Origin of the sequence: Pseudomonas capeferrum (assembly GCF_013523055.1) — a bacterium.
Classification (GTDB): Bacteria; Pseudomonadota; Gammaproteobacteria; order Pseudomonadales; family Pseudomonadaceae; genus Aquipseudomonas; species Aquipseudomonas capeferrum_A.
Window position 1 is genome coordinate 17,923 of the sequence record NZ_JAAMQM010000020.1, and the last position, 23,971, is coordinate 41,893.

General features: G+C 61.3%; 15 protein-coding genes and 3 pseudogenes. 2 read left to right on the forward strand and 16 right to left on the reverse strand.

Annotation, left to right across the window (positions count from 1 at the left end):
- Positions 1–21 precede the first annotated feature (21 nt).
- From G7009_RS21010 to G7009_RS28260, 5 genes and pseudogenes are all read right to left on the reverse strand, one after another.
- Positions 22–1,356 carry a spinster family MFS transporter gene (locus tag G7009_RS21010; RefSeq protein WP_219856714.1) on the reverse strand — a complete coding sequence of 445 codons (1,335 nt, stop codon included), beginning with the start codon at positions 1,354–1,356 and terminating at the stop codon, positions 22–24.
- A gap of 69 nt (positions 1,357–1,425) precedes the next feature.
- Positions 1,426–2,763, reverse strand: coding sequence for an OprD family porin (locus tag G7009_RS21015; RefSeq protein ID WP_181132020.1), 1,338 nt, complete (start codon positions 2,761–2,763; stop codon positions 1,426–1,428).
- A 34-nt stretch (positions 2,764–2,797) separates the two neighbouring features.
- Entirely contained in the window at positions 2,798–4,078 is a 1,281-nt protein-coding gene (locus G7009_RS21020) for an MFS transporter (protein WP_181132021.1), read from the reverse strand.
- Between the two features lie 655 nt (positions 4,079–4,733).
- A pseudogene (locus G7009_RS27865) lies at positions 4,734–4,924 on the reverse strand (AAA family ATPase); the annotation flags it as partial.
- Between the two features lie 49 nt (positions 4,925–4,973).
- Positions 4,974–5,537, reverse strand: a pseudogene (locus G7009_RS28260) (LysR family transcriptional regulator); the annotation flags it as partial.
- Positions 5,538–5,910: 373 nt separating this feature from the next.
- Here G7009_RS28260 and G7009_RS21035 point away from each other — a divergent pair.
- Together G7009_RS21035 and G7009_RS21040 are read left to right on the forward strand one after the other, a co-directional pair.
- Complete coding sequence (locus G7009_RS21035; protein WP_181132023.1) at positions 5,911–6,837, forward strand: alpha/beta fold hydrolase; 927 nt, start codon at positions 5,911–5,913, stop codon at positions 6,835–6,837.
- A gap of 322 nt (positions 6,838–7,159) precedes the next feature.
- Positions 7,160–8,455 (forward strand): Gfo/Idh/MocA family protein, encoded by a 1,296-nt coding sequence (locus G7009_RS21040; RefSeq protein ID WP_219856715.1) that lies wholly within the window; start codon positions 7,160–7,162, stop codon positions 8,453–8,455.
- A gap of 207 nt (positions 8,456–8,662) precedes the next feature.
- Here the strand turns inward: G7009_RS21040 and poxB are convergent, their stop codons facing one another.
- The 11 genes and pseudogenes from poxB to G7009_RS21090 all read right to left on the reverse strand — a co-directional run bounded on the left by poxB (position 8,663) and on the right by G7009_RS21090 (position 23,960).
- Complete coding sequence (gene poxB, locus G7009_RS21045) at positions 8,663–10,381, reverse strand: ubiquinone-dependent pyruvate dehydrogenase (RefSeq protein ID WP_181132024.1); 1,719 nt, start codon at positions 10,379–10,381, stop codon at positions 8,663–8,665.
- A gap of 262 nt (positions 10,382–10,643) precedes the next feature.
- Complete coding sequence (gene cydB, locus G7009_RS21050) at positions 10,644–11,645, reverse strand: cytochrome d ubiquinol oxidase subunit II (protein WP_181132025.1); 1,002 nt, start codon at positions 11,643–11,645, stop codon at positions 10,644–10,646.
- A 10-nt stretch (positions 11,646–11,655) separates the two neighbouring features.
- Complete coding sequence (locus G7009_RS21055) at positions 11,656–13,032, reverse strand: cytochrome ubiquinol oxidase subunit I (protein WP_181132026.1); 1,377 nt, start codon at positions 13,030–13,032, stop codon at positions 11,656–11,658.
- Positions 13,033–13,055: 23 nt separating this feature from the next.
- The gene (locus G7009_RS21060; RefSeq protein ID WP_181132027.1) at positions 13,056–15,410 is read right to left on the reverse strand and encodes an FdhF/YdeP family oxidoreductase; all 2,355 of its coding nucleotides are present in this window, start codon (positions 15,408–15,410) and stop codon (positions 13,056–13,058) included.
- Positions 15,411–15,579: 169 nt separating this feature from the next.
- Positions 15,580–15,794: pseudogene (locus G7009_RS28075) on the reverse strand (termination factor Rho); the annotation flags it as partial.
- Between the two features lie 5 nt (positions 15,795–15,799).
- Positions 15,800–17,032 carry a glycolate oxidase subunit GlcF gene (glcF, locus tag G7009_RS21065; RefSeq protein ID WP_181132028.1) on the reverse strand — a complete coding sequence of 411 codons (1,233 nt, stop codon included), beginning with the start codon at positions 17,030–17,032 and terminating at the stop codon, positions 15,800–15,802.
- 8 nt (positions 17,033–17,040) lie between these two features.
- Positions 17,041–18,105, reverse strand: a complete 1,065-nt coding sequence (gene glcE, locus G7009_RS21070) for a glycolate oxidase subunit GlcE (protein ID WP_181132029.1) — start codon at positions 18,103–18,105, stop codon at positions 17,041–17,043.
- Positions 18,105–19,604, reverse strand: coding sequence for a glycolate oxidase subunit GlcD (glcD, locus tag G7009_RS21075; protein ID WP_181132030.1), 1,500 nt, complete (start codon positions 19,602–19,604; stop codon positions 18,105–18,107). Before glcD ends, glcE begins: the two co-directional genes overlap by 1 nt.
- Positions 19,605–19,905: 301 nt before the next feature.
- Entirely contained in the window at positions 19,906–21,306 is a 1,401-nt protein-coding gene (locus G7009_RS21080; RefSeq protein ID WP_181132031.1) for an amidohydrolase family protein, read from the reverse strand.
- Between the two features lie 35 nt (positions 21,307–21,341).
- Entirely contained in the window at positions 21,342–22,409 is a 1,068-nt protein-coding gene (locus G7009_RS21085) for a M42 family peptidase (RefSeq protein ID WP_181132032.1), read from the reverse strand.
- A gap of 174 nt (positions 22,410–22,583) precedes the next feature.
- Complete coding sequence (locus G7009_RS21090) at positions 22,584–23,960, reverse strand: c-type cytochrome (protein WP_181132033.1); 1,377 nt, start codon at positions 23,958–23,960, stop codon at positions 22,584–22,586.
- Between the last annotated feature and the right edge of the window lie 11 nt (positions 23,961–23,971).

The following is a 23,971-nucleotide window of genomic DNA, read 5'->3' on the forward strand; positions in this document are numbered from 1 at the left end:
GCATCCAGCATCCCTGTTCTTTCAACGCGTTTCAGGGCTGGCCAGTGGTCCCTTCAGCGAGGCGCAGGTTCGCGCATAGCATGCCAGACCCGACCAGGACATCCACAAGCCAAGTACTGCAGCTGGCAGGGTGACGGTGACCAAAGCATAGGGCAGCGCTTGGGGATCGCCGGCGTACAAGTAGTCGTTGACCAAAGCGACGGACGTCGGACCAAGCCCTATACCCAACAATCCCCCCAATAGCAAATAGACCGCGACGGCCTGCCCGCGCATGCTGTTGGGCACAATGTCCTGAATACTCGCAGGCGCCGCAGCCTGACCAATGCTGAAGCCGAATATTGCAAAACCCAGCAGCAGGAAACTCAGCTTCGCGTCCGGCATCAGCGGCCAGGAAAGTGCGGCTGGGATAATAAAGGCCCAGGCGACCAGGGTGACCCGAAACCTTGCAGCTGGCTTGCCCTGCGCCAGCCAGCGGTCACTCAACTGACCGCTGAGCAGCGTGCCGCAAAGCCCGGCGAAAGCAATGATGAGACCGAGTATGGGCCCTGACTGCGATACTGGCACCCCATGCTGGCGCTCGAAGAAAGCCGGTGCCCATGCCAATGTGCCATAGCCTATTACGGCCAGCAGAGCAGGGTAAGTCATCAGCCGTGCAAAGGTGCAGCGGTGGCGGAACAGGTGTGCGAAAAACTCCCTCATTGTGCTATTGGGCTGCGTGCCCGTTTCGCGTCGCGTAGGTTCACGCACTGCGAGCAACAAGAACAGTAATGGAATACCAGGTAGGCCCGCCAGAATGAAGGTCGCTTGCCAAGGGGATAACAAATGACCCTGGATCAACAGCCCCTCCGGTGGTATCCAGCGCAGAATCAATCCACCCAGAAACAGCGAGGCTCCAGAACCGATAGCCAGCGAAACATAATAGATACTGAGCGCTCTGCCGCGTCGTTTCGGTGTCACGTAATCGGCAATGATGGAGTAAGCGGCCGGTGCCAGTACCGCCTCCCCGACGCCTATCCCCATGCGCGTCAGCAGGAGTTCCTCATAGCTGCGAGCGAATCCTGACAGAAGGGTCATGGCGCTCCATACAAATACCCCAAAGAGAATCAGATTACGTCGGTTGATTCGATCAACCATGCGCCCAAACGGCAGGCCCATCAGCGTATAGGCAATGGCAAAGGCATACCCATGCAGCAAACTGAATTGCGTATCGCTGATCGCAAACTGATCTTTCAAGGGTTTGACTAATAATGCGGGCAACTGCCTATCCAACTGGGAGAACAGCGTCACCAACCAAAGGATCGCAATAACCAGCCACGCATAGCTGACTGCGGGATAAGGTTGTTCGTTTGAACGCATAGCAGAATCTGACATTGGGTATACCGTATGGGATGGTTAAAAAGCCGCCTGTCGTAATTGGCTACGGGCTTAAAAGATCGGTATTTTGTAATTAATGAACAGTCGCTGGTGGTCGACATCGCCAGCGAGCACGGTGGTTGCATTGCCTCGAATGACCCCATAGTACCAGCCGACACTAAAATTTTTCAAAGGACCGCTTTGCACTACATAGGTAAGCCTCAGGTCACGCGCCCATTCTTTTTGATGCGCGCCATGGGCGTAAATATGGGAGCCTTTGATATAAATAAGCGTGGCATTCAACCCAGGTAACCCCGATGCAGCGAAATCATAATCATACTGGGCCAGTTGGGAACGCTCCCCAGCCCGAGTGAAGTTCCATATGAGTCCGCCGGTCATCAGCCAAGCGGAAGCACCGTCGCCCTGATTGAGGAAAGGCATGTTACTTTTACCGGTAGACTTTTGGTAGCCGAGACCAAACCTGTGCCCGCCGATCTGGTAGTAGAGCAATGAACTCCAGGTTCTATTATCCACCTTGCCAGCGGCCAATCCGTCATAGTAACCGGTGCTGGTATAGCCCTCGGCCCTCCCTGCCTCGCTGGTATTCTTACCGTCGCCGGTGCTATTGAAGTATTGCAACGTAGCTTTCAGCGAGCCTACAGGTAATGGGCGTGTATAAATCAACCCTAAAAAATGTTGTCGGTAAAAATCTTTCAACGTGCCGTAGTAGTACTGGCCCAGCCAGTTTTTATTCAGAGCGTAATCAAACCCAGCATAATAAAATTTGTTGCTTCGTTTCACTTTGTCAGCGCCACTCACCCTGCCTGCGCCAGTGATAGATAGCGAGCGATTATCACTAGAGTTGCGCCCTTTAGCGTGCTCGAACACCCCTCCAATCAGGCTCAGCCCATCTAGATCCTTGCTGGTCAGTTGCACCCCTTCAAATGTTTGCGGTAAAAGGCGCCCGTCGTTTCGAGCCACTACAGGCACGCGAGGCAGGAGTGTTCCCCAGCGTAATTCAGACTTGGCAAAGCGTGCTTTTGCGGTAAGCCCCAAGTGGCTGAACTCGTCCTCGGCGTGGTTATCTGAATCAAGCGGGAAGATGGCGCCCGGTGTCCGTGTCCGGTTGGCTTTGGTTGCCGAGCCCCCCGAGTCGAGCCGGATGCCTAACATACCCAAAGCATCCACCCCAAAACCCACCGGTCCGTCGCTATACCCGGACTGGTAGTCGAGAATAAACGCTTGCCCCCACTCTTCTTGGCGGGGGGACGAATCATGACTGCGAAAATCTTGGTTAATATAGTAATTGCGAGCGGTCAGATTGGCAGTACTGTCATTAAGTATGTCGCCATGGGCGCAGGGCAATATAACACTGCCGCACATGAGAAGTGAGGGTTTCAGGAATTTCATAACGACCTTCTCTATAAATTTTTATTATAAGAGGTTACGAGGCGTACAATTCACCCTCGGCAGATGGAGAATGGCTGGGCCGGGAGGGATACTTGCCCATTGCTAAAATCATTATCGCGCTGATAATAAAACACGTCGCGCCATAAATAAGCAGGGAGGAGTATCCCATTGAAGTGTCAAACAGCAACCAAAAGAAGAGTGGCGAAAATGCCGCTGAAGCGGTGGTAAGACCAAACGTTATGGCAAACAGCCGGCCGTACTCGCGCAGGCCGAAATAGCGCACCACTAAAAAAGCAGCGATATCGTATTCTGCACCGGTACCAAAACCGACCAATACCGTGGCGAAAATCAACAGGCTTGTATCACTCGAACCGAATAGGAATAGCAGACAGCCGAGGGCCGGCATTGACAGGCTGATGCAAGCAACTCCTGGGGCCCAAAAGCGATCAATCAAGTACCCGGAAATTATCCGTCCGCCAATAAGCGCTAGTCCAAAGCTGCCGAAAATGCTGCTGGCTTGCAATGCAGTCAAGCCCTTGTCCTGTAGCATCGGTACGATGTTGGTGATCATAGCGATGACCCCCGATACGGCTACCGAAAAGGCGAGGTTACATATCCAGAATCGGCGCTGGCGCAAAGCTGCGGTAAACCCCATGCCTTCAAGTCTTGCACCATCATCCCGTTGTCGCGACATAGATAAAATCGTTGGCGCTAGGGAGGGACGCAGTAAACAGATTGCCATAGGCAGCGTTAGGAACAAGGACTGCGCCGCAAGTGCGAAGAATGCAGACTGCCAGCCCCATTTCTGTATGGCCCAACTCAACAGCGGCGGTGTGATAGCCGCCGCCAGGCCCGTTCCAGACAGCGTAATGGCGAGCGCCAGTCCGCGGTTGCGCACGAACCACAAGTTGACTACTTGAGTCCAGGTGACTTGCAAAGTACCGAGCCCTGCCAGCGGCAATATCGTAAACACTGCGTACAGCGATAAGATAGAGCCGTTGATCAACAGCGCGCTCAGATAGGTGAGCGACAAGGCTACCAACGAAGTGATGGTGACTGCACGAATGCCATAACGCTTATTGAGCCAGGCGACTAACTGGGCGGCGAGGATGGTACTGGTGAACATGCAGGTTATCGCCAGGTGGATTTCGCTTCGCGTCCATCCAAAAGCCTCCTGCAGAGGCCCGACCAATACTCCGAATCCATAAAGCAAGGCGGCCGTGACGCAAGTTGTCATCCCTAGCAATGCGAGAAGAAGTATTTTCCAACTCGCACTAAATTCGTCTGGATCTTGGACTGTTCTGTTCAACACCATGAAAAACCACTCCCTATTTTTGTTCTTGCTTGTGGGTCGCTGGCTAAATTCTAATGTCAGAATTGCAATCTATATTAAGGATAATCAGGTCGACTGGCAAAGACTGTTTGAAAATGCTCTCAAGTCACGTTTCGTCAGAGAACTGTCCTGCCGGAAAAGGACGCTTTTACCTTGCAGAGGAAATGGCTCCAGAAAAGTGCCGAGATAGAGCGCTTCATGGGCAGCACCCCTGAAAAGTGTGATTGATGCGAGACACTGGGAAGACAGCCGAAATAGAGAGGTCGGATAATTTGTTTCAAAATGTTTCGTGGCGTTGAAATTGACCACCGTCGGGTTCGTTCCCATTTCACAGGAGTCAAAAGGCAGGCGTAGGGCATCATCACTACTTCGTAATTTCCCTTGAGCTTGTCCAAGCGTGATGCGAGCGCCCGGGAAGGCTATAGCCGGGCGAAGGCGCTCCTACCAAGCGCCGACTTAGCTCACGCGCTCGACCTAGATCTGCACTGCTTTTCGCGGCGCTACGTTCTCTCGAATCACGGCTTTAGCGGCTTGGTCAATCTGTTCCGTATGGCCTCACTTGTCGTAGCTTTTGTCCGCGATGATCGCTTCTGCAGCAAGAACCTTGGCGATATGTATATGCCTGTGCGCAGTCATGGAGGTAGCGCACGCAGTAGCCGTCACAGCAGGCCTTATGAGCCAGCGCGCGGGTGCCCACGCCAGTCGGAACACCCGATGATCAGGTTCAGGCCATCGCGCAGCCATTGGCCACTGCCCAAATTCAGGATAAGGACTTGTCTAGGCAGCGCGGGCTGCGGCTTGCAGGCAGGCGTTTCGGCGCAGTCGCGCGGCTATCGAGGTCGATGCCACGTTGCTCTGCCTGCCGTGCCATAGTGACCCGCAATTTGTTCGGCAAGGGCGGCAGCGCCAACGGCTGACGGGCAATCGCATCGAAAGCGATGGGCGCCTGGTGGGCATCCAACACGCCGGGACCGCCCACTAGCCAAGAGTCGATCGGAGCCAGGAAATCACGCCCCACTCGAGTCGCCCGGCCATATTGGAAAAGGATCGCCAGATCGATGGAACCGTCCGCCAACATCTCGTCCAGCTGGCTGCTATATCCTTCCCACACGCTCAGCGTGACCCCCGGATAGCGCTCGGCAACGCGTGCATGCAACTGCGGCACCAACAGGGGCGCCAACGCGGGCATCATGCCGATTCTGACCACTCCGGTAGGCACCCCAGCGATGCCAGCCGAGTCACGCTGCAAGCGGTCGACGCCTGCCACGATCGCTTTCGCATGGGGCAAGACACACTCTCCCAGCGGGGTGAGCACGACCCCGTGGCCATTGCAGAAAAAAAGCTTTCCAGCCCATTGAGTTTCCAGTTGCGCCCACTGTCGGCTAATCGTCGAATTGGTAATTTCGAGCGCCAATAACGCAGGCGTCAGGCTGCCTAGCGCGGCAACGTGATGAAGATCATCAGAGCCCTGGTGTCCATCCGACGTCGCTCCCGTTTTGAGTAATTGCGTTCAGCAAAATAAACGGCTCCAGCATTACGTGGCTGTGCTTTATTTAAACGACTACTGATCAGGGGGCCTGACGTCCCGAGGTTATAAGTTAAAGGGTGTACTTGAGAGTCGGCTCTATGCGTATCCGGTCTCCTAGTCTGCCGCTGCTAGTCACGACCTACGCCCTCCCTGCATGGGCGCCGGTCGTTGATCAGCTTAATACCTCACACGCTTCGCTAGCTCAAAGCTACGTGTGACTGATTCCAACCTGGAATACATGGACATCGGTACTGTCTGATGCTGACATGGCTCAGGAGGTGGCGCAGTGAAACAGATCCAGGCAGGCGTTCTGAATGTGTCGTACTTGGAAAAAGGCCCTAGCGATGGGCCGACTGCCGTGCTCTTGCACGGCTTTCCATACGATGTCCATGCCTATGACGAGGTTGCTGACCTGCTGGCCGCGTCCGGGTGTCGATGCGTCATTCCTTATCTACGGGGATACGGTGACACGCGTTTTATCTCATCGACTACCCCACGTTCCGGTGAACAAGCTGCCTTGGGCGCTGACCTCCTGGCACTGCTGGATTCGCTCAACATTCAGCAAGCGGTGCTTGCGGGCTACGATTGGGGTGGCCGGGCCGCCTGCGTCGTGGCGGCCCTTTGGCCGGAGCGCGTCGTCGGTTTGGTGAGCTGTGAACCTGGCTACAACATTCAGGACATAGCCAATGCGGGCCGACCCGCCGGGCCTGAAACCGAGCACCGCTTGTGGTATCAGTACTATCTGCATGGCGATCGGGGTTACGCCGGACTGGAGGCGAATCGGGACGCCTTCTGCCGGCTTCTGTGGCAACAATGGTCACCCACCTGGGGCTTCAGTGATCAGCAGTTTGAAGCGTCCGCCCAGTCGTTCCACAATCCCGACTTCGTGGATGTGGTAACCCATTCCTATAGGCATCGTTTCGGTTTGGTCGACGGTGACCCTCAGTACGCACATGTCCAGCAACAGCTGGCGCGGCAAGCCGCCATTTCAGTGCCTGTGGTCATATTGGCAGGCTCGAGCGACGGTGTTACGCCTGTCCAGGATGAGCAACAGGCCCTGAGAAGGTTTACAGGTCCAGCTCGCCGTATGATTCTTGATGGCGTGGGTCACAATCTGCCGCAGGAGGCCCCTGCCGATTTCGCGCGTGCAGTCCTGAGCTTTCTCCAGCCTGAGTTGGACCCCAGTAGCGCCACTGCGCTGGGGAGGACCTAAAGCAATGCAGATATCCTGGACCTTGTTCTTCATCTGCCAGATTCAACGGACGATTTCGTGGCCACGGTTCGGCCCCGCAAGATGTATTGCCGCCCTGCTCGACTCATCCCCGGTGGCAGAGCACGCCACTGCACATAATGGTATGGCGCGTCAGGGATAAGCGGCAGCCCGATCAAGGCGAGTCCTCATGAACGCCTTGGTCTTCCAGCGAAAGGTCGAAGAATGCGCGCTGCGCGGACGATGAGAGCTATCTCTGGACAACGAATTGACATCTACCGCTCCCTATCAAGCGTTGGAACCGCGCAACGCAACGAGGATGCCCATGAGCCAGCACCTGCCCGATACCAACCGCCGTGCCCTCTGCGCCTGGATGGCGACAGGGGTCTGCGCTGCCGTCGTAGCGCCACACGCCATCGCGGGCCCCTTCACGCCGCCCACCGCGGTCGACATAGGCAAGGTCGAAAACGGTAGCGTGAAGTTTCCGCCGTGGCGCGGGCCGGCGGATGCGCCCTCCTCGCCGCCGCCTGCTCCGCTCCCGCCCGAGCAGCGCGTGGGCTTTGCGATCGTCGGCCTGGGGCGTCTGTCCCTCGAGCAGATTCTGCCGGCATTCGCCAAGTCCTTGAAAGCCAAGGCGGTTGCCCTCGTTTCCGGCACTCCGGAAAAGCTTCAAGCGGTCGCCAAGCAATACGGCATCAAGCCTGAAGCCTGCTACAGCTACGAAGACTTCGACCGGATTCGCGACAATCCTGAAGTGAAAGCGGTGTACATCGTATTGCCCAACGCAATGCATCGGCAGTTCTGCGAGCGCGCCGCCAAAGCCGGCAAGCACGTGCTGACGGAAAAGCCGATGTCGATCAACTCCAAGGACGGCCAAGCCATGGTCGACGCCTGTCGCCAGGCCCAGGTCAAATTGATGGTTGCGTACCGCATCCAGTACGAACCCTACAACCGCCATGTCAGGGAGTTCGTCCAGAACGACAAGTACGGGCGCTTGCTCGCCTACCATGGCGTCAACACGCAAACGGTGGCCGCGGATGGCGAACGCCAATGGCGGCACAAGAAGGATATGGCCGGCGGCGGTTCGCTGGTCGATATCGGCCTGTATTGCCTCAATACCGCGCGCTTCATCACGGGCGAAGAGCCGATAGAGATATTTGCCACTACTTATTCTCCAGCGGGTGACCCACGCTTCGCCGAGGTCGAGGAAACGGTGCAATTCATGCTGCGCTTCCCTTCCCATGCCGTTGCCAACTGCCTGACCAGCTATGGTGGCCGAGATGACAAGTACCAGCGTCTCAACCTCGAAACCGCCGCCATCGACATGCCTAGCGCGTACGCCTATCACGGCCAGCGCCTGTCGGTGATCGAGCGAGACGACCAGGCCACTCGCAATGGCGAGCTCACCCTCGAGCCCGAGAACCAGTTCGCCCAGGAAATCGATCACATGGCCGACTGCATACTCACCGACAGCGAACCCTGGACCCGGGGTGAGGAAGGCGTGCAGGACCACAAGCTGATGGAGGCTATCTACGAGAGCGCCCGCACGGGGCAGCCGGTGAAGCTGGCCGCCGTCGAGGGGCGCGATCGCTTTCGTGGCAAGCCACCGAAGAAGGCCTGAACGGCTAATGCCTGTCAGTTAAGGTCAATGGGCCGCTTTGCGGCCCTTCGCGGGCAAGCCCGCTCGCACAAGGTGAGCGCCGAATGCAGAAATCGTGCAATCCCTGTGGGAGCGGGCTTGCCCGCGAAGGGGTGCGAAGCAGCCCATTGCAGACTGTGAGGCTTAACTGATCGGTATTAGCCTGAAAGGCCCTCTTGCTGTTCCCTGCTAGCGCAGCAGATGGGTCTTCGCCAGGCTTACCAGCTCCTTGCCACGTCCATCCATCACTGCCCGGATCATGAACAGTCCGAATCCCTTGATGTTCTGGGCGGTGATCTCCGGTGGCATGATCAGCTCCTGGCGCTCGCTGACGACGTCCACCAGCACGGGACCCTCATGGGCGAACGCAGCCGCGAGCGCCGCCTTAAGGTCTTGCGGCTTTTCCACCCGAATGCCCTTGATGCCCATGCTCTCGGCGAAGGCGGCGAAGTTCGGGTTCTTGAGGTCGCAACCCACGTCGACGAACCCGCCGGCCTTCATCTCCATCTCGACGAAGCCCAGGGTGCCGTTGTTGAGCACGATCACCTTGACCGGCAGATTGGCCTGACCGAGGGTGAGGAAGTCTCCCATCATCATGCCGAAGCCACCGTCTCCAGACAGCGATACCACCTGGCGCCCTGGATGGCTGGCCTGGGCGCCGATCGCCTGGAGCATCGCGTTGGCCATGGAGCCGTGGTTGAACGAGCCGATCAGGCGGCGCTTGCCGTTCATTTTCAGGTAGCGCGCCGCCCAGGCCGTGGGCGTGCCGACGTCACAGGTGAACACGGCATCTTCGTCAGCCAGCTCGCTGACCAGGCGACTGACGTATTGCGGATGAATGCTCGAACTGTTCGGGCCGCTCTCGGCGAGCTTGTCCAGGCTCTTGCGGGTGCTGTCATAGTCCGCCAGTGCCTTGTCCAGGTGCGCCGTGTCACTGCGCTCGCGCAGGCGGGGTAGCAGTTGCCGCAAGGTATGCTTCACGTCCCCGATCAGGCCCATGGCCAGCGAACAACGATTGCCCAGCGCTTCGGGCTGCAGGTCGACCTGGGCAATGCGCGAATGCTCGGGAAAGAACTGTCGGTAGGGGAAGTTGGTGCCCAGCATCAACAATGTGTCGCACGCCTTCATCGCGTTGAACCCCGAGGCGAAGCCGATCAGTCCGGTCATGCCCACGTCATAGGGGTTGTCGTACTCCAGGTGCTCCTTGCCGCGCAGGGCATGCACGATGGGGGCCTTGAGCTGCCGGGCCAGTTCCACCACCTCGTCATGGGCACCCGCGCAACCCGCGCCGCACAGCAGGGTGATGCGCTCGCCCTGGTCGAGAAAGGCCGCCAGCTCATCGAGTTGCGCGGGCTCGGGTATCACCACCGCAGGCTTGGGCGCCAGCCACTGGCTGACCTTGGCCTCCAGCGGGGCCAGCGCCACATCGCCCGGAATCACGACCACCGCGACGCCACGCCGGCTGACGGCCACGCGCATGGCGCGCTCGAGGATCTGCGGCAATTGCTCGGCGCGCGACACGAGCTCCACGTAATGACTGCAGTCCTTGAACAGCGATTCGGGGTGGGTTGCCTGAAAATAGTCGATGCCGATCTCGCTGCTGGGGATATGCGCGGCGATCGCCAGCACCGGCACGCCGCTGCGATGGCAATCGAAGAGCCCATTGATCAGATGCAGGTTGCCCGGGCCGCAACTCCCCGCGCACACCGCCAACTCGCCAGTCAGATGCGCCTCGCCGCCGGCCGCGAACGCGCCGGCCTCTTCATTGCGCATGTGTATCCAATCCAGCCCGCCCAGTCGGCGCATGGAGTCGGTGAACCCATTGAGCGAATCGCCGACTACCCCGTAGACGCGTTTGACCCCGGCTTGCTTGAGGGTCTTGACCATGAAATCGGCAGCGGTAGGCATCGGGACTTCCTTGCAGTAAATGAGTTCGTGTTTCTGAGTACTTGCGGGGCGCAGGTGTTCCGATGACTTCATGAGGATGGTTTGATCGACCACTAGAGCCGTGGTCGCGACGAGGATCGCTGGCAACTCCCGGAACAGACGCTTCCCATGGGCGCATGGCGGTTCCTGTGCGATGGTGTGCGAAATGAGGGCGGCCGGCCCGAGCCTGCCAACAGGCATGCCGCACTGGCCGTAAGTGACGGTCAGTGCAGATCGGCCCTGTCTAGCGAACGATGGGCCGCATCTTCCCACTGAACACCCTGAAGCCATAGGTGTTGTAGAACAGCGTGATCGGCATCAGGATCGCGAAACCGACCAGCATGAAGCGCTGGCTGACCGGGCCGGAGGCGGCTGCCTGCAACGTCAGATGGGGCGGTACCAGCAAGGGAAAGAGCGTAGCGGCCATCAGCGCGAATCCTAGAACGAACACCCCAAGCGCGCAGAACAAAGGCAGGTAATGTCGGCGGCTGCGAAATCCCGCGTAGTGCCCTGCCAGCAAAGCGCTTGCCAGGATGACGGCCGGAGAGATCAGCCAAGGCTGCGTCAGCCGCTCTGCATAACGCGGGTCAAGCCTCGCGGTCCAGGCGACCAGCAAGGCCAGAAGCGTCAAGGTGAACAAGGCCAGTACCCTCGCCTGTCGGCGAGATCTGCAGTGCAGTTCACCTTCGGTGCGCCAGTAGAGCCAGCAATTCCCCAGCCAGAAGTAACCCACCACCAGCACCAGGCCGCAGTAGAGCGCAAAGGCATTCAGCCATTCCCACCCCATGCCGTTGTACTGCCCGTCCTGCTGATCTACGCCCTGAACCAGGGCTCCCAGCACCACGCCCTGGCACCCACCGACCAGCAAGGAAGCGAACGAATGCAAGGCATCGATGGCTCGTTTCAGCCGATCGCTGCCAGCATGGTCGCGAAAGGTCAGTGCCATGGCTCGAACGATCAACGCCAGGAACATCAGAATGAACGGCAGGTACACCGCTGGCAGCAGAATGGCATAGGCCATGGGGAACAGCGCCAGCAAGCCTCCACCGCCCAGCACCAGCCAGGTCTCGTTGGCATCCCACACAGGGAGGATGGATAGCGCCATGGCTCTGCGCTGGGTGGCGTCGCGGGTGCCGCCCAGGAGCATGCCGACACCCAGGTCGGTACCGTCCAGCAGCACGTAGCTCAGTACCGAGAACGCCAGCGCCGCCGCGGAAAGCAGAACGATCCAATCATCGCTTGGCATGCTTCATTCCTCAGGGCCTGCCTGTTTCATCGGCGATAGTAGGCTGTGGTTCAGGCTCGTTCTCGTGTGCAGGCTCGCGTAGCAGCCGCAGCAAGACCCACAGACCGATAACGAAGATGACCAGGTAAAATGCCAGGATAGACAGCGTGGCACCCAGGACCTGCTCTTTCGATACCGACGACAGGCTGTCAGCCGTTCGTAGCAATCCGTAGACAGTGAAGGGCTGCCGCCCGACTTCGGTGACTACCCAGCCGCTGAGCATTGCCAGGAAACCGGCCGGAGCCGTCAACACGCAGAGCCTGTGCATCCAGCGGGTGCCATAGAGCCGCCGCTTGCGACGCAAGACCAGGCCGATCGCGCCGACTCCCAGCATCAGCAGGCCCAGCCCCACCATGATCCGGAACGCCCAGAAGACCACTGGCACGGGTGGAATATCCTGTACCGGGAACTCGTCGAGCGCGGCGATGGTGCCGCCTAGGTCATGGCGCAGGTACAGCGACCCGATCCGCGGAATCGCCACTTCGAAATGGTTGCGCCGCTCATTCATGTCCGGCAGCGCGAATAGGCGCAAGGGCTCCCCGGCACCCTCGGGCGGCCGTGTCCACGAGCCTTCGATGGCCGCGATTTTCTGCGGCTGTACCTCAAGGGTGTGCTTCCCATGAAGATCGCCCACGACGAACTGCAGCGGCGTCACTGTCGCGATGACCCACAGCGCCATCGATAACTGCAAGCGCGCCCGCGGGGTGTCCGCTGAACGCAGCAATTGCCAGGCACCGGCACCTGCGACCAGCGTGGCGGTACCAAGAAAGGTCGCCAGTATCATGTGCGTGAAGCGATAGGGGAACGAGGGATTGAAGATGATCCGCCACCAGTCCTGCGCGATGAAGCGTCCGTCCGCGCCGATGCCGTAGCCCGCGGGCGTATGCATCCAGGAGTTCGCTGCCAGGATCCAGAACGCGCTGACCAGCGAGCCGAAGGCGACCGCGCAGGTGGCGAAGAAATGCAGCCGTGGCCCGACCTTTCGAAGTCCGAAGACCATGATGCCGAGGAAACCGGCCTCCAGGAAGAAGGCCGCCATCACTTCGTAGAACATCAACGGCCCCAGGATCTCCCCGGCTTGCGTGGAAAGCCGCGACCAGTTGAGCCCGAACTGGTACTCGAGAATCAGCCCAGTCGCCGCGCCCATGGCCACATTGAGGGCGAACACTTTCAGCCAGTACCGATAGACCTCCAGATAGACCTGCTGGCGTCGCCATAGCCACATCGCTTCCAGCACCATCAGGAAATTGGCCATGCCGATGGTGAACGCCGCCAGGACGATGTGAAAGCCGATGGTGATCGCGAATTGAGCGCGAGCCGCCATTAGCGCCGAGTCAAGCGCCTCCATGGGGCTCTCTCGGTGTATTCACCCTAGCCTACCTGGTCCGCTTCAGGCACGGCATGCTCCAGGTCATCCGCCTTGGGCTGGGCCGGATGCAGGGTTATCGGCACCGATTTGGCCGCAGGCACCTTGCTGCGCTCGGCGTGATGCCAGAGCGGTACCAAAACGTTCGACTCAGGATAGTAGGACGCTGCGCAACCCTCGGGAATGTCGTAGGCAATGATCTGAAACGGCCCCACTTCACGGCGCACTTGCGGCTCGATGGCGGTGCGCAGGATCACCCACTGGCCGGGCGCGAACCCCAGGCGCACGATATCGTTGCGATTGAGGAACACCACGCTGCGCGTGCCATGCACCCCTCGGAATCGATCGTCGTAGCCGTAGACCGTGGTATTGAATTGATCGTTGCTGCGCAGGGTCATCAATTGCACGACGTCGCGCCTTGCGGGTTCGGGCGAGACATCGTCATCTTCATCGAGCATGCGCGGCGCGATGAAGCAGGCCTTGCCCGAAGCGGTTTTCCATTCGCGGTGACTGGCGGCCAGAGGCCGATGAAAACCACCGTGCTCCCACATCCGGCTTTCCATGTCATGGAAGATCTCGGGATAGATCACGCCGATCTCGCGACGGATCACTGCATAGTCCTTGCGCCACCCTTCCCAGTCGATCCCTGCCTGGCCATCGAGCGTGACCTGTGCCAGCCCGGCGATGATAGCCACCTCCGATCGCAGGTGATCGCTGGCGGGCTCGGCGTTGCCCTGCCATGCCCGAATGCAGCCCGTGCTGTCCTCGGTGGTATGCACCTGTTCGCGGCCGTCCTGGCGATCCAGTTCGATGCGCCCCAGGCAAGGAAGCAGCCAGGTGTGAGCGCCCGGGAACAGATGGGTACGGTTGAGCTTGGTGGCGACCTGCACGTTCAGCTGCAAGCCGGCCCAGGCCGGCTCCATGCGGCCGGTGTCGGGCACGGCGCGCAGGAAATTGCCTCCCAGGCCGACGAAGCCTTTCACGCTGCCATCGAGGATGCCCTCGCAGGTATCCACCGTGGCCAGGCCTTTGCGCTCAGGCACCTTGAAGCCGTACCGCGCCTGGATCTTGTCCTTCGGTACCTTTTCGGGATCTTCGGTGATTCCGACCGTGCGTTGCCCTTGTACGTTGGAGTGGCCGCGAACCGGACAGATACCCGCTCCGGGCTTGCCGATATTGCCGCGCAGCAGGAGCAGGTTCACCAGCATCTGCACATTCTCCACACCGTGCCGATGCTGGGTCATGCCCATGCCGTAGACGATCATCACCCGCTCGCTGCGCGCATAGACGGTGGCCGCCGCTTCCAGCGCGCTTCGGCTCAGCCCGGCCCGGCGCTCCAGGTCGGACCACGCATGGCGCTCGGCCTCGGCCGCGAAAGCCGCGAAATCATCGGTATGTTCGGCGATGAACGCATGATCGAGTACCGGGCTCTGGCCCTGGGCAGTAGCCTGCCGATCCATCTCGAGCAGGGCCTTGGCGATCCCCATGACTGCGGCCGTGTCGCCGCCGATCGCGACCTGGTGGTACTGCGTACTGATGACGGTGGACTTCGCCCCGAGCATCTCGACAGGCGACTGCGGGTTGACGAAGCGCTCCAGGCCGCGTTCGCGCAAGGGGTTGAAGGTGATGATGGGCACCTTGCGCTTACGCGCCTCCTGGAGCGGATGCAGCATGCGCGGGCTGTTGCTGCCGACGTTCTGGCCGAAAAAGAAAATGCAGTCGGTGCGCTCGAAATCTTCGAGCGTCACCGTGCCGACCGGGATACCGATGCTTTCCTGCAGGCCGACCGAGGTGCTCTCGTGGCACATGTTCGAACTGTCCGGCAGGTTGTTGGTGCCATAGGCGCGCGCGAACAGCTGGTACATGAACGACGCTTCAAGCGACGCGCGTCCAGAGGCATAAAAGACGACTTGGTCGGGGTCCAGGGTCTGCAGCTGGCCGCCGATTTCGACGTAGGCCTGCTCCCAGCTTGTCTGCTGGTAACGGTCCGTGGAAGGATCGTAGCGCAAGGGATGGGTCAGACGCCCATGCTGCTCCAGGTCGTAGTCGCTCCAACCGCGCAATTCGCTCAGTGAGTGCTTGCTAAAGAAATCCGGCCCAGTCCTCAGCGACGTCAGCTCCCAGGCGGTGGCCTTCGCGCCGTTTTCGCAGAACTCGAGCGCATGTGGGTTGCCGGGCTTGGCCCAGGCACAGCTGACGCAGGCGAAGCCTTTCGGCTTGTTCTGTACGAGCAGCGCCTTGGTCCCCTTTACCACCGCCTGCTCCCGCCACAGGATGTTCATCACCGAATGGGCCGATCCCCAACCTCCGCAAGCGCTGATATAGGGCCGGAAACGCGCGGTCGGGTGAATCAGCTGCATGGAGCGGTCCTCCGTCGGGACAGTCTGGCCTGGATGCTTGTATCTAAAAGTTACGAGCGTGCCACCAAGCGAAGGTTCGAAATACCTGCTCAGGGCCTGACGAGCCCCGGTCCCCCTGCTACGCCAAGCGCTCCAGAAACGCGGGCAACTCCGGCTCGGGGAGGACACCGCGGGCGTTCTGCTTTTCCTTGGCCGGCGTACGTTTGCCTCCCCCTCCAGACTTCGCCCCCACCTGACTGCTTGTTCACGGTGGCCCAGGCCTGGGCTTCGGCCTCGCCCTTCGGCGTGCCTTTCGCTTCGTAGCTTTGCTCGATGCTGGGCCTTGCGTTTCTGTTCTACCGTGTATTTCTCTTCGTGAGCATGGGTAGGTCCTCGGTGATTGATCGATGTCAAGAGTGCCGCGGGTGCGCCATGGCCTCGTCGACCAGCTCTATCCAGTGCCTGACCGGCGTACGCCCAGCACTGTCGAGGTGCGCCTGGCAGCCGATGTTGGCCGTGACGATGACCTGTGGCCGCCCGCTTTCGAGCGCGTTGAGCTTGTCGTCGCGCAGCTGGCGAGACAAGACCGGCTGGGTCAGCGAATAGGTGCCGGCCGAACCGCAGCACAGGTGCGCGTCGGGGACGGCCGTGAGATCGAAGCCTAGACGGATAAGGACCGCTTCCACGGCGCCGCCGAGCTTCTGCGCATGTTGCAGGCTGCAAGGGCAATGGAAGGCCAGGGTCGACTCGGTGCGCACGGCCAGCTGCTCCAGCGGCGCGTCGCGCAGTAGCTCGACCAGATCCTTGGCCAGTTCGCTGACCCGTTGGGCCTTGCTCGCGTAGCGGGCATCGTCCTTCAACAAGTGGCCATATTCCTTGATGAACGCGCCGCAACCGCTGGCCGTCTGGACGATCGCTTCGGCGCCCGCTTCGATGGCCGGCCACCAGGCGTCGATATTGTGCCGGGCACGGTCCAGGCCCGTGGCCTGGGCGTTGAGGTGATAGTCGACCGCGCCACAGCAGCCTGCTTCGCGCACCGGCACGACACTGATCCCCAGACGGTCCAGCACCCTGGCCGCTGCCGCGTTGGTATTGGGGGACAGACCCGGTTGCACGCAGCCTTCCAGCATCAGTATCCGACGCGCATGACGAAGGGCGGGGCGTATGCCGGCGGGCCGGACCTCGCGCGGCAGCTTGGCCTGTACGAAGGATGGCATGAGCGGGCGAAAGACACCGGCGGTGCCAAGCAGCGCCTTGAACAGCGCGGGTCGCGGAACCACGGCGCGGACGCCTGCGCGCATTATCCGCTCGCTCAAGGGGCGGGATACCTGTCGCTCGACCACCTCCCGACCAATGTCCAGGAGGTTGTGATACTGCACGCCCGACGGGCAGGTGGTTTCACAGTTGCGGCAGGTCAGGCAACGGTCCAGGTGCTCCAGGGTACTGGTGCTGGGTTCATGCCCTTCCATGACTTGCTTCATCAGATAGATACGCCCGCGAGGCCCGTCCAGTTCATCGCCCAGCAATTGATAGGTAGGGCACGTCGCATTGCAGAAGCCGCAGTGCACACAGCTGCGCAGGATGGCCTCGGCCTCTTCGCCACGCGGCAGGGCCAGGATTTCTTCGGTCAGATGAGTTTGCATGTTCGGCCTCAAAGGTCTGCGTACAGGCGTCCAGGATTGAAGATCCCCATCGGGTCCAGCTGCGTCTTCAACTGCTGGTGATAGCGCATGAGCAACGGGGGCAGCGGATGAAATGGGCTTTCGCCGCTGTCACCCTGCAGGGCATGGCACGTGGCATGACCACCGGCCTGACTGGCGATGCGACGGACCTCCTCGAGCGGCGCCTCGCTTTTCAACCAGCGCTGCGCACCGCCCCAGTCCACCAGTTGCGCGCCAGGCAGCGTCAGGGGCGCGGTAGCGTTGGGCAGCGACAGTCGCCAGAGCGGTCGCGGATCGGCGAAGAACGCCAACCGATGCTCGCGTAGCGCCTCCCAGAAGCCGGGCTCGAGGGTTTCGCAACCCAGCCGGTCGCGCGCCGAGGCGACCGAGCCTTCACCGCCCTCCAGACGTATGTGCAACGCCTCTCCGTCATGACAGGCCGCACTCAACGGCAGCGGCTGCTGGCCCCACTGTGCAAGCAGGCGCAAGGCTGTCGCAACATCCGTCTGCAGACGAAGGTTGGCCACGGCACGCGGCTTGGGCAACACTTTGAGCGATACTTCCGTAATCACGCCCAGACAGCCGAAACTGCCCGCCATCAGACGCGACACGTCATAGCCCGCGACGTTTTTCATCACTTCGCCACCAAAGCGCAGGTGCTTGCCGTGACCGGTGATCAATCGCGTGCCGAGAACGAAGTCACGTACCGAACCCGCCCAGGGGCGACGCGGGCCCGACAGCCCGGCGGCGACCATGCCTCCCACCGTGGCACCGGCGCCCAGGTGCGGCGCTTCGCAAGGTAGCCACTGGCCCTGCTCGTCCAACACCTGCTCGAGCTCGGTCAAGGACGTACCGGCGCGTACGGTCACCACTAGCTCGGTCGGGTCGTAGCTGACGATGCCGCGATGCACGCGGGTATCCAGGGTTTCGCCGATCACCGGCCGCCCGAGGTGCGCCTTGCTGTCGCTGCCCTGGATGCGCAAGGGGCTGCGTGTCGCCAGGGCCTCCACAACCTGTTCCAAGAGCTGCCCGCTGGCGTCGATTGAGATGCCCATCAGAAACGCTCCAGTTCGGGAAACGGTAGCTGACCCATATGCACGTGCATGGCACCGAACTCGGCGCAACGGTGCAGGGTCGGAATGTTCTTGCCGGGATTGAGCAGTCCCGTGGGATCGAACGCTGCCTTGATGCCATGGAACAAGGTGATTTCATCGGCATTGAACTGTGCGCACATCTGGTTGATTTTCTCCCGTCCCACGCCGTGTTCGCCGGTGATGCTGCCGCCTACCGCCACGCACAGCTCGAGGATCCGGCCGCCCAGGGCTTCCGCGCGCTCCAGTTCGCCGGGCCGGTTGGCATCGAACAGGATCAGTGGATGCATGTTGCCGTCACCGGCATGGAAGACATTGGCCACCCGCAGGCCGTATTCGACCGAAAGCGTGGCGATACCTTGCAGCACGCCAGGCAGCTCGCGGCGAGGGATGGTCCCGTCCATGCAGTAATAGTCAGGCGACAGCCGTCCCACGGCGGGAAACGCGTTCTTGCGCCCCGCCCAGAAGCGCACGCGTTCGGCCTCGTCACGGGCCAACCGAACTTCCGTGGCGCCGGCCTGCTCCAGCACCTGGCCGACACGTCGGCAATCGTCATGAACGTCCGCCTCCACGCCGTCGAGCTCGCAAAGCAGGATCGCGGCGGCGTCGACCGGGTAGCCGGCGTGGATGAAGTCCTCGGCGGCGCGGATCGCCAGGTTGTCCATCATTTCCAGGCCGCCGGGGATGATGCCCGCGGCAATGATATCCGCCACCGCCCGCCCCGCTCTCTCCACCGAGTCGAAGGCCGCCAGCAGCACCTTGGCCACTTGCGGCTTGGGCAGCAACTTGACCGTCACTTCGGTAACGATGCCGAGCATGCCTTCGGACCCTGTGAACAGCGCGAGCAGGTCGAAGCCAGGCGAATCGAGGGCCTCGGAGCCCAACGTCATCGCTTCGCCTTCGACCGTGAGAATGTCTACCTTGAGCAGGTTGTGAACGGTCAGCCCGTACTTGAGGCAATGCACGCCACCGGCATTCTCGGCGACATTGCCGCCGATCGAGCAGGCGATCTGGGAAGACGGGTCCGGTGCGTAATAGAGGCCATAGGGCGCGGCGGTCTGAGAAATCGCCAGGTTGCGCACCCCAGGCTGGACCCGCGCGAAACGGCCCTCGGGGCTGATCTCGAGGATACGGTTGAAGCGCGCCATGACCAGCAGGACACCTTGGCGTAGCGGCAAGGCACCCCCGGACAGCCCGGTTCCCGCCCCTCTGGCGACCACCGGGACCCGCTGCGCATGGCACAGCCTGAGCAAGGCCTGGACCTGGTCGATGCGCTCCGGCAATGCGACCAGCATCGGCGTGGTGCGGTAGGCGGAGAGGCCATCGCATTCGTAGGGGCGCAGGTCTTCGTCGCGGTGCAGGATGTCCAGGTCGGGCATCCGCTCGCGCAGGCTTGCGAGCAGGGCCGCTTTATCCACCTTGGGCAGCTCACCGTCCACGCGCTCGTCATACAGGATATTCATGGCAGGCTCTTCATCTTGTTGTTATGGGATATGCCGCTACCGTGCCCCTTCATCATTGACCCGCTGGGGAAGAACGTCCACCTGGATGTGCGGGAATCATCGGGCTCGCTTGATTGTTGCGGTGCCAGCTAGGGCCCATCGCGGGACAAGCCCGCTCACCACCGGGGCGCAGCGCCTGGATATAGGGTGGTGAGCGGGCTTGTTCCGCGACAGGGCCTCAGCGAACGACGCCAAAACTATAGATCGATACAGGTGTCATTAGCGCTCTGTCCCCAATGTGGCTCAGGTGCCTGACGAGCCATCATCCCCTCAGCCCTTCCAAACCAGCCGCCGCCGCCTCTCCCAGACGCGCCATATCCACGCCAAGTACCCGCCCGCCCCGCTTGAGCATCACGCCATCGGCAAACACCGTATCGACATGGGCCGGGCTCGCCGACTGGACAACGCTGGCTACTGGATCGGCTACCGGGAACATGCCCAGCTGGCGTGCATCGATCAAGACCAGATCGGCCCGCTTGCCTGGTGTGATCGAGCCGATGACCCGGCCTAGGCCCATCGTATCCGCCGCGCCTTGGGTGGCCCAGTGCAGCACATCGCGGGCACTCATGCGCTGTTCGTCGCCTGTCATGCCGATGGCCAGGTTGAGGCTGGTCTGCATGAGCATGTAGGGGTTGGCGTTACCGCTCAGGACCAGTGTGTCGATACCCAGGCTGACCGGAATCTTCGCGCCATGCAGCGCCGCGACCGGGGCAAGGCCGTAACCGACGCGCATCTCGGTCAAGGGCGTGAGGCAGACCGATGCGCCACTGCCGGAGATACTGCGCAGATCGTGCTCATCGGCATGCGTGGCATGCACCAGTTGCACCGAGGGCCCGAGAACGCCTCGCTCGGCCAACTGCTGGATCGCCTTCTTCTCCTGCATCTCGCGGCTGACCGCGATATGCATCGACAGCGGTAGCTTGCGGGCATTGGCAAAGGCGAATTCGTCCTGCCAGATGGCCGCCTCGGTGCGTTCCGGGCCGCGTATGGCCAGGCCCAGGTCGATGCGCTCGTAGGCGCTGTCGCGCAACTGCCCCTGGACACGCTCGATGTCCTTGAAGTCCATGGCCGACCCCGCTGGCAGATCCTGGGCATAGCCGTACCACAACCGAGCACGCAGGCCGCTGGCTTTCAGTGCGCGCAATTCGGCCTGGGCGAATTCGGGGCTGCGCAGATTGTGCGACCAGCTATTGACCGTGGTGATGCCGGCATGGATGGCCTCGACCAGGCCCAGCCGTACGCCCAGCTCGGTCAGCTGGGCAGTGAACCGCTTGCTGGTGGCCAGTTGCGTCTTGAAAAAGGCTTCCCCGCCTGGCCGCGGCGCGCTGCTGCGCAGCAGGCTGTTCCAGAGGTGCCAGTGACCATCGATCAGGCCCGGGATCATGATCATGCCGCGGGCATCGAGCACTTCGGCACCCGTGGGATCGATCTCCCTGCCCACCGCCTTGATCCGCTCCTCGTCGATAAGCACATCGGCGTCCACCAGATCGCCGATAGCGGAGTCCATGCTGATGATCGTCGCGTGACGAATCAAGGTGCGCCCACGCTCGCGTCGAGGCGGCGTGCCGCTCTCGGCGGCCATGGCGGGCAGCACGAGCCCGGCCCCGATCATCGAACCCAGCTTGAGCAGCGTGCGGCGGGCAAATCCATTCTCTACAAGCATGCGTATTCTCCATGAGGTCGCTTCAGAGATTGCGGCTACTTGTCGGCGCCGACGCCATCGGGCCTCAGCAGATACTCGGTAAGCGTGGCCGCGCAGGCCGTGATTCCTTCTGCCAGGACCATCTCGAAACCGTGGGTGTTTTCGGTGGGAATCGCCAGGCACCCGGCACGGGCGGCGATGCCCATGCTCATCACGGCACTGGCATCGGAGGCGAAATCGACCAGCAAGGCCGATTGCGGCTCGTGGCCGGCACGGCGGCTGGCCTCGAGAAGCGCCTGGACGACCGATCGCGTGTAGTAGCCCTTCTGGTCACCGGTGTTGATGATCGGGTCTGCCGACAAGGTCGTCCCGTACTCTTCCAGGACCGGTCCGACTTCCACTGCGATCGTCGTGTCCCCCGGCAAGCGCGAAGCGGCATACATGGCGCCGGCATTGGATTCCTCTTCCAGCGTCGTGAAGACGAACCAGGCATTCTGGGCCAGCTCGGCGCGCCGCTGGTGAATGCGGCGCGCTGCATCCAGCACGGCGGTCATGGGCGCGCGATCGTCCAGGAAATGCGCGGCGATGGCGTCGCCGACCCTGAACGAGGCGCGCCAGTGCCGACTGAGCACCACCCGCGTGCCGGGTCGAATGCCTTGTTCGGTCAGGGCCTCGCGCGTCATCCGCGTGACGACATGGACGTCCTTCCATTGCACGTCACCGGCCAGCACGTCGCGGCCACCGCTGGTCTGGCCGCTGTTGTGCATGGAGCCATAGGACAATACCCCGGGCAACGGATCGCGATCGCCGAGTATATCGACCGGGCACACACCGAAGCAGATGGGCTGCGCGCCACCGAGCGCCACTACTTCCAAGGTGCCATCGTCCTTGACGTTCTTGACGATCATGGCGATTTCGTCGAGATGAGCCATGACTCGGATGGCATCCTCTGGATCGCTGTCGGGTGCGCCGCGAATCAGCCCAAGGACGTTGCCGGCACGGTCGACGGATACTTCGTCGCAGTAGCGCTCCAGCTCTCGCTTGCAGATGGAACGGACCTCGTCCTCCTGGCCACCCGGACCTCGGGCCAGTAGCAATTCGTCCAGCAGCGGTTCGATCTCCATGTCTCCAGTCCTCGATGTTCAGCGTGGACATCGATAGACCCGGACACGACAGCGCTGTTCAGGGCAATCGAGGTTGGCTTGTTTCGGGAAGGGGATGAATGCAGGAAATCGCGGGGGGGACTACAAGACGGCAAGGATACCCGCACCGCTGCGGGTATCCCTGATGTCGTACGACTATTGGGCTTCGGAGGCTTCCAGTGTCCTTTCGCCGACCGGGTCATGACTCAGCAACGAACGAACCTTGCGCACCTGCTCGGCATCGACCGCCGAGGCGCCGTTCGACCAGCCTTGACGCAGGAAGCTGGCCAGTTCGGCAACCTCCGAATCATCCAGGCGCTTGGCGAAGCCGGGCATCGGCAGTATCGACGGGGAACGCTCGGTGGACGGCGTCTGTGCTCCGGCCAGAATCACGTGGATCAACGCCGATGGGTTGTCGGCGTTGACCACCGAAGCGCCATCCAGCCTCGGGAAGACATGAGAAGCCCCACCGCCCGAAACGAAGTGACAGGCGTTGCAGTTATCCACGTACAGACGCTCGCCCAGGGTCAGGTCCTTGGCCGCTGTCAGCTTGTCGCTGGTCGCGGTGCTGCGCTCGGGCTGGTGTCGGTAGGCCCGCTCGGTGTCTGCCTCGAGTGACTTCAGGTAAGCGGCCATCGCCTGCAGATCCTCATCGGTCATGTGCGAGGTGCTGTTGGCGACGACGTCCTTCATTTCCCCGGCGACCGAAGCCATGCGGTTGCGTCCGCTGCCCAGGTACTCGACGAGGTCTTCCTGGGACCAGTGTTCGATTCCACGAATGGCAGGCACTGCCCATTCATTGAGTTCCGCACCGGCCAGATAGGTGGAGCTTTGCTCATCGAGCCCCTTTTCCTGCATGGTCAGTGCCCGCGGCGTGTGGCAGGAGCCGCAGTGGCCCAGGCCCTGGACAAGGTAGGCACCACGCGCGATGCGTGCGTCATCCGTGGTCGCGGTTTGTGCATCGGCGCCGGCGGAAGCTTGCGGTGCCGGCGAGAACAGGCTGCGCCAGTAGGCCAGAGGCCAGCGGATCGACAGCGGCCAGGGAATGTCATTGGCTTTGTTCTTCTGCTCGACCGGCGCCACACCCTTCATGAAGTAGGCGTAAAGCGCCTGCAGGTCCGCATCGGTGGTCTTTGCGTAGGACGGATAAGGCATCGCCGGATACAGCGCGCTGCCATCGTGACCGATGCCCCTGCGCATCGCGCGTTCGAACTCGCCGTAGGTCCAGCGACCGATACCCGTCGCCTGATCCGGCGTGATATTGGTCGAGTAGATGGTGCCGATCGGCGACTCGATGCCCAATCCGCCAGCGAAGGCCTTGCCACCTTCATGGCTGGTGTGACAAGCCACGCAGTCACCGACCCGGGCGAGATACTCGCCCTTGCGCACCAGTTCAGGGGTGACCTGCTGGGTGAGCTGGGCGCTCGCATCGCCCGAGCGGTTCAGCACGAAGCTGATCGCCCAGGCCAGCAAGGCAATGACCACGCCTGCGATCAGGACGATGAGCAGCAAGGAACGGGATCTGGATTTCATCTTCACGCTCC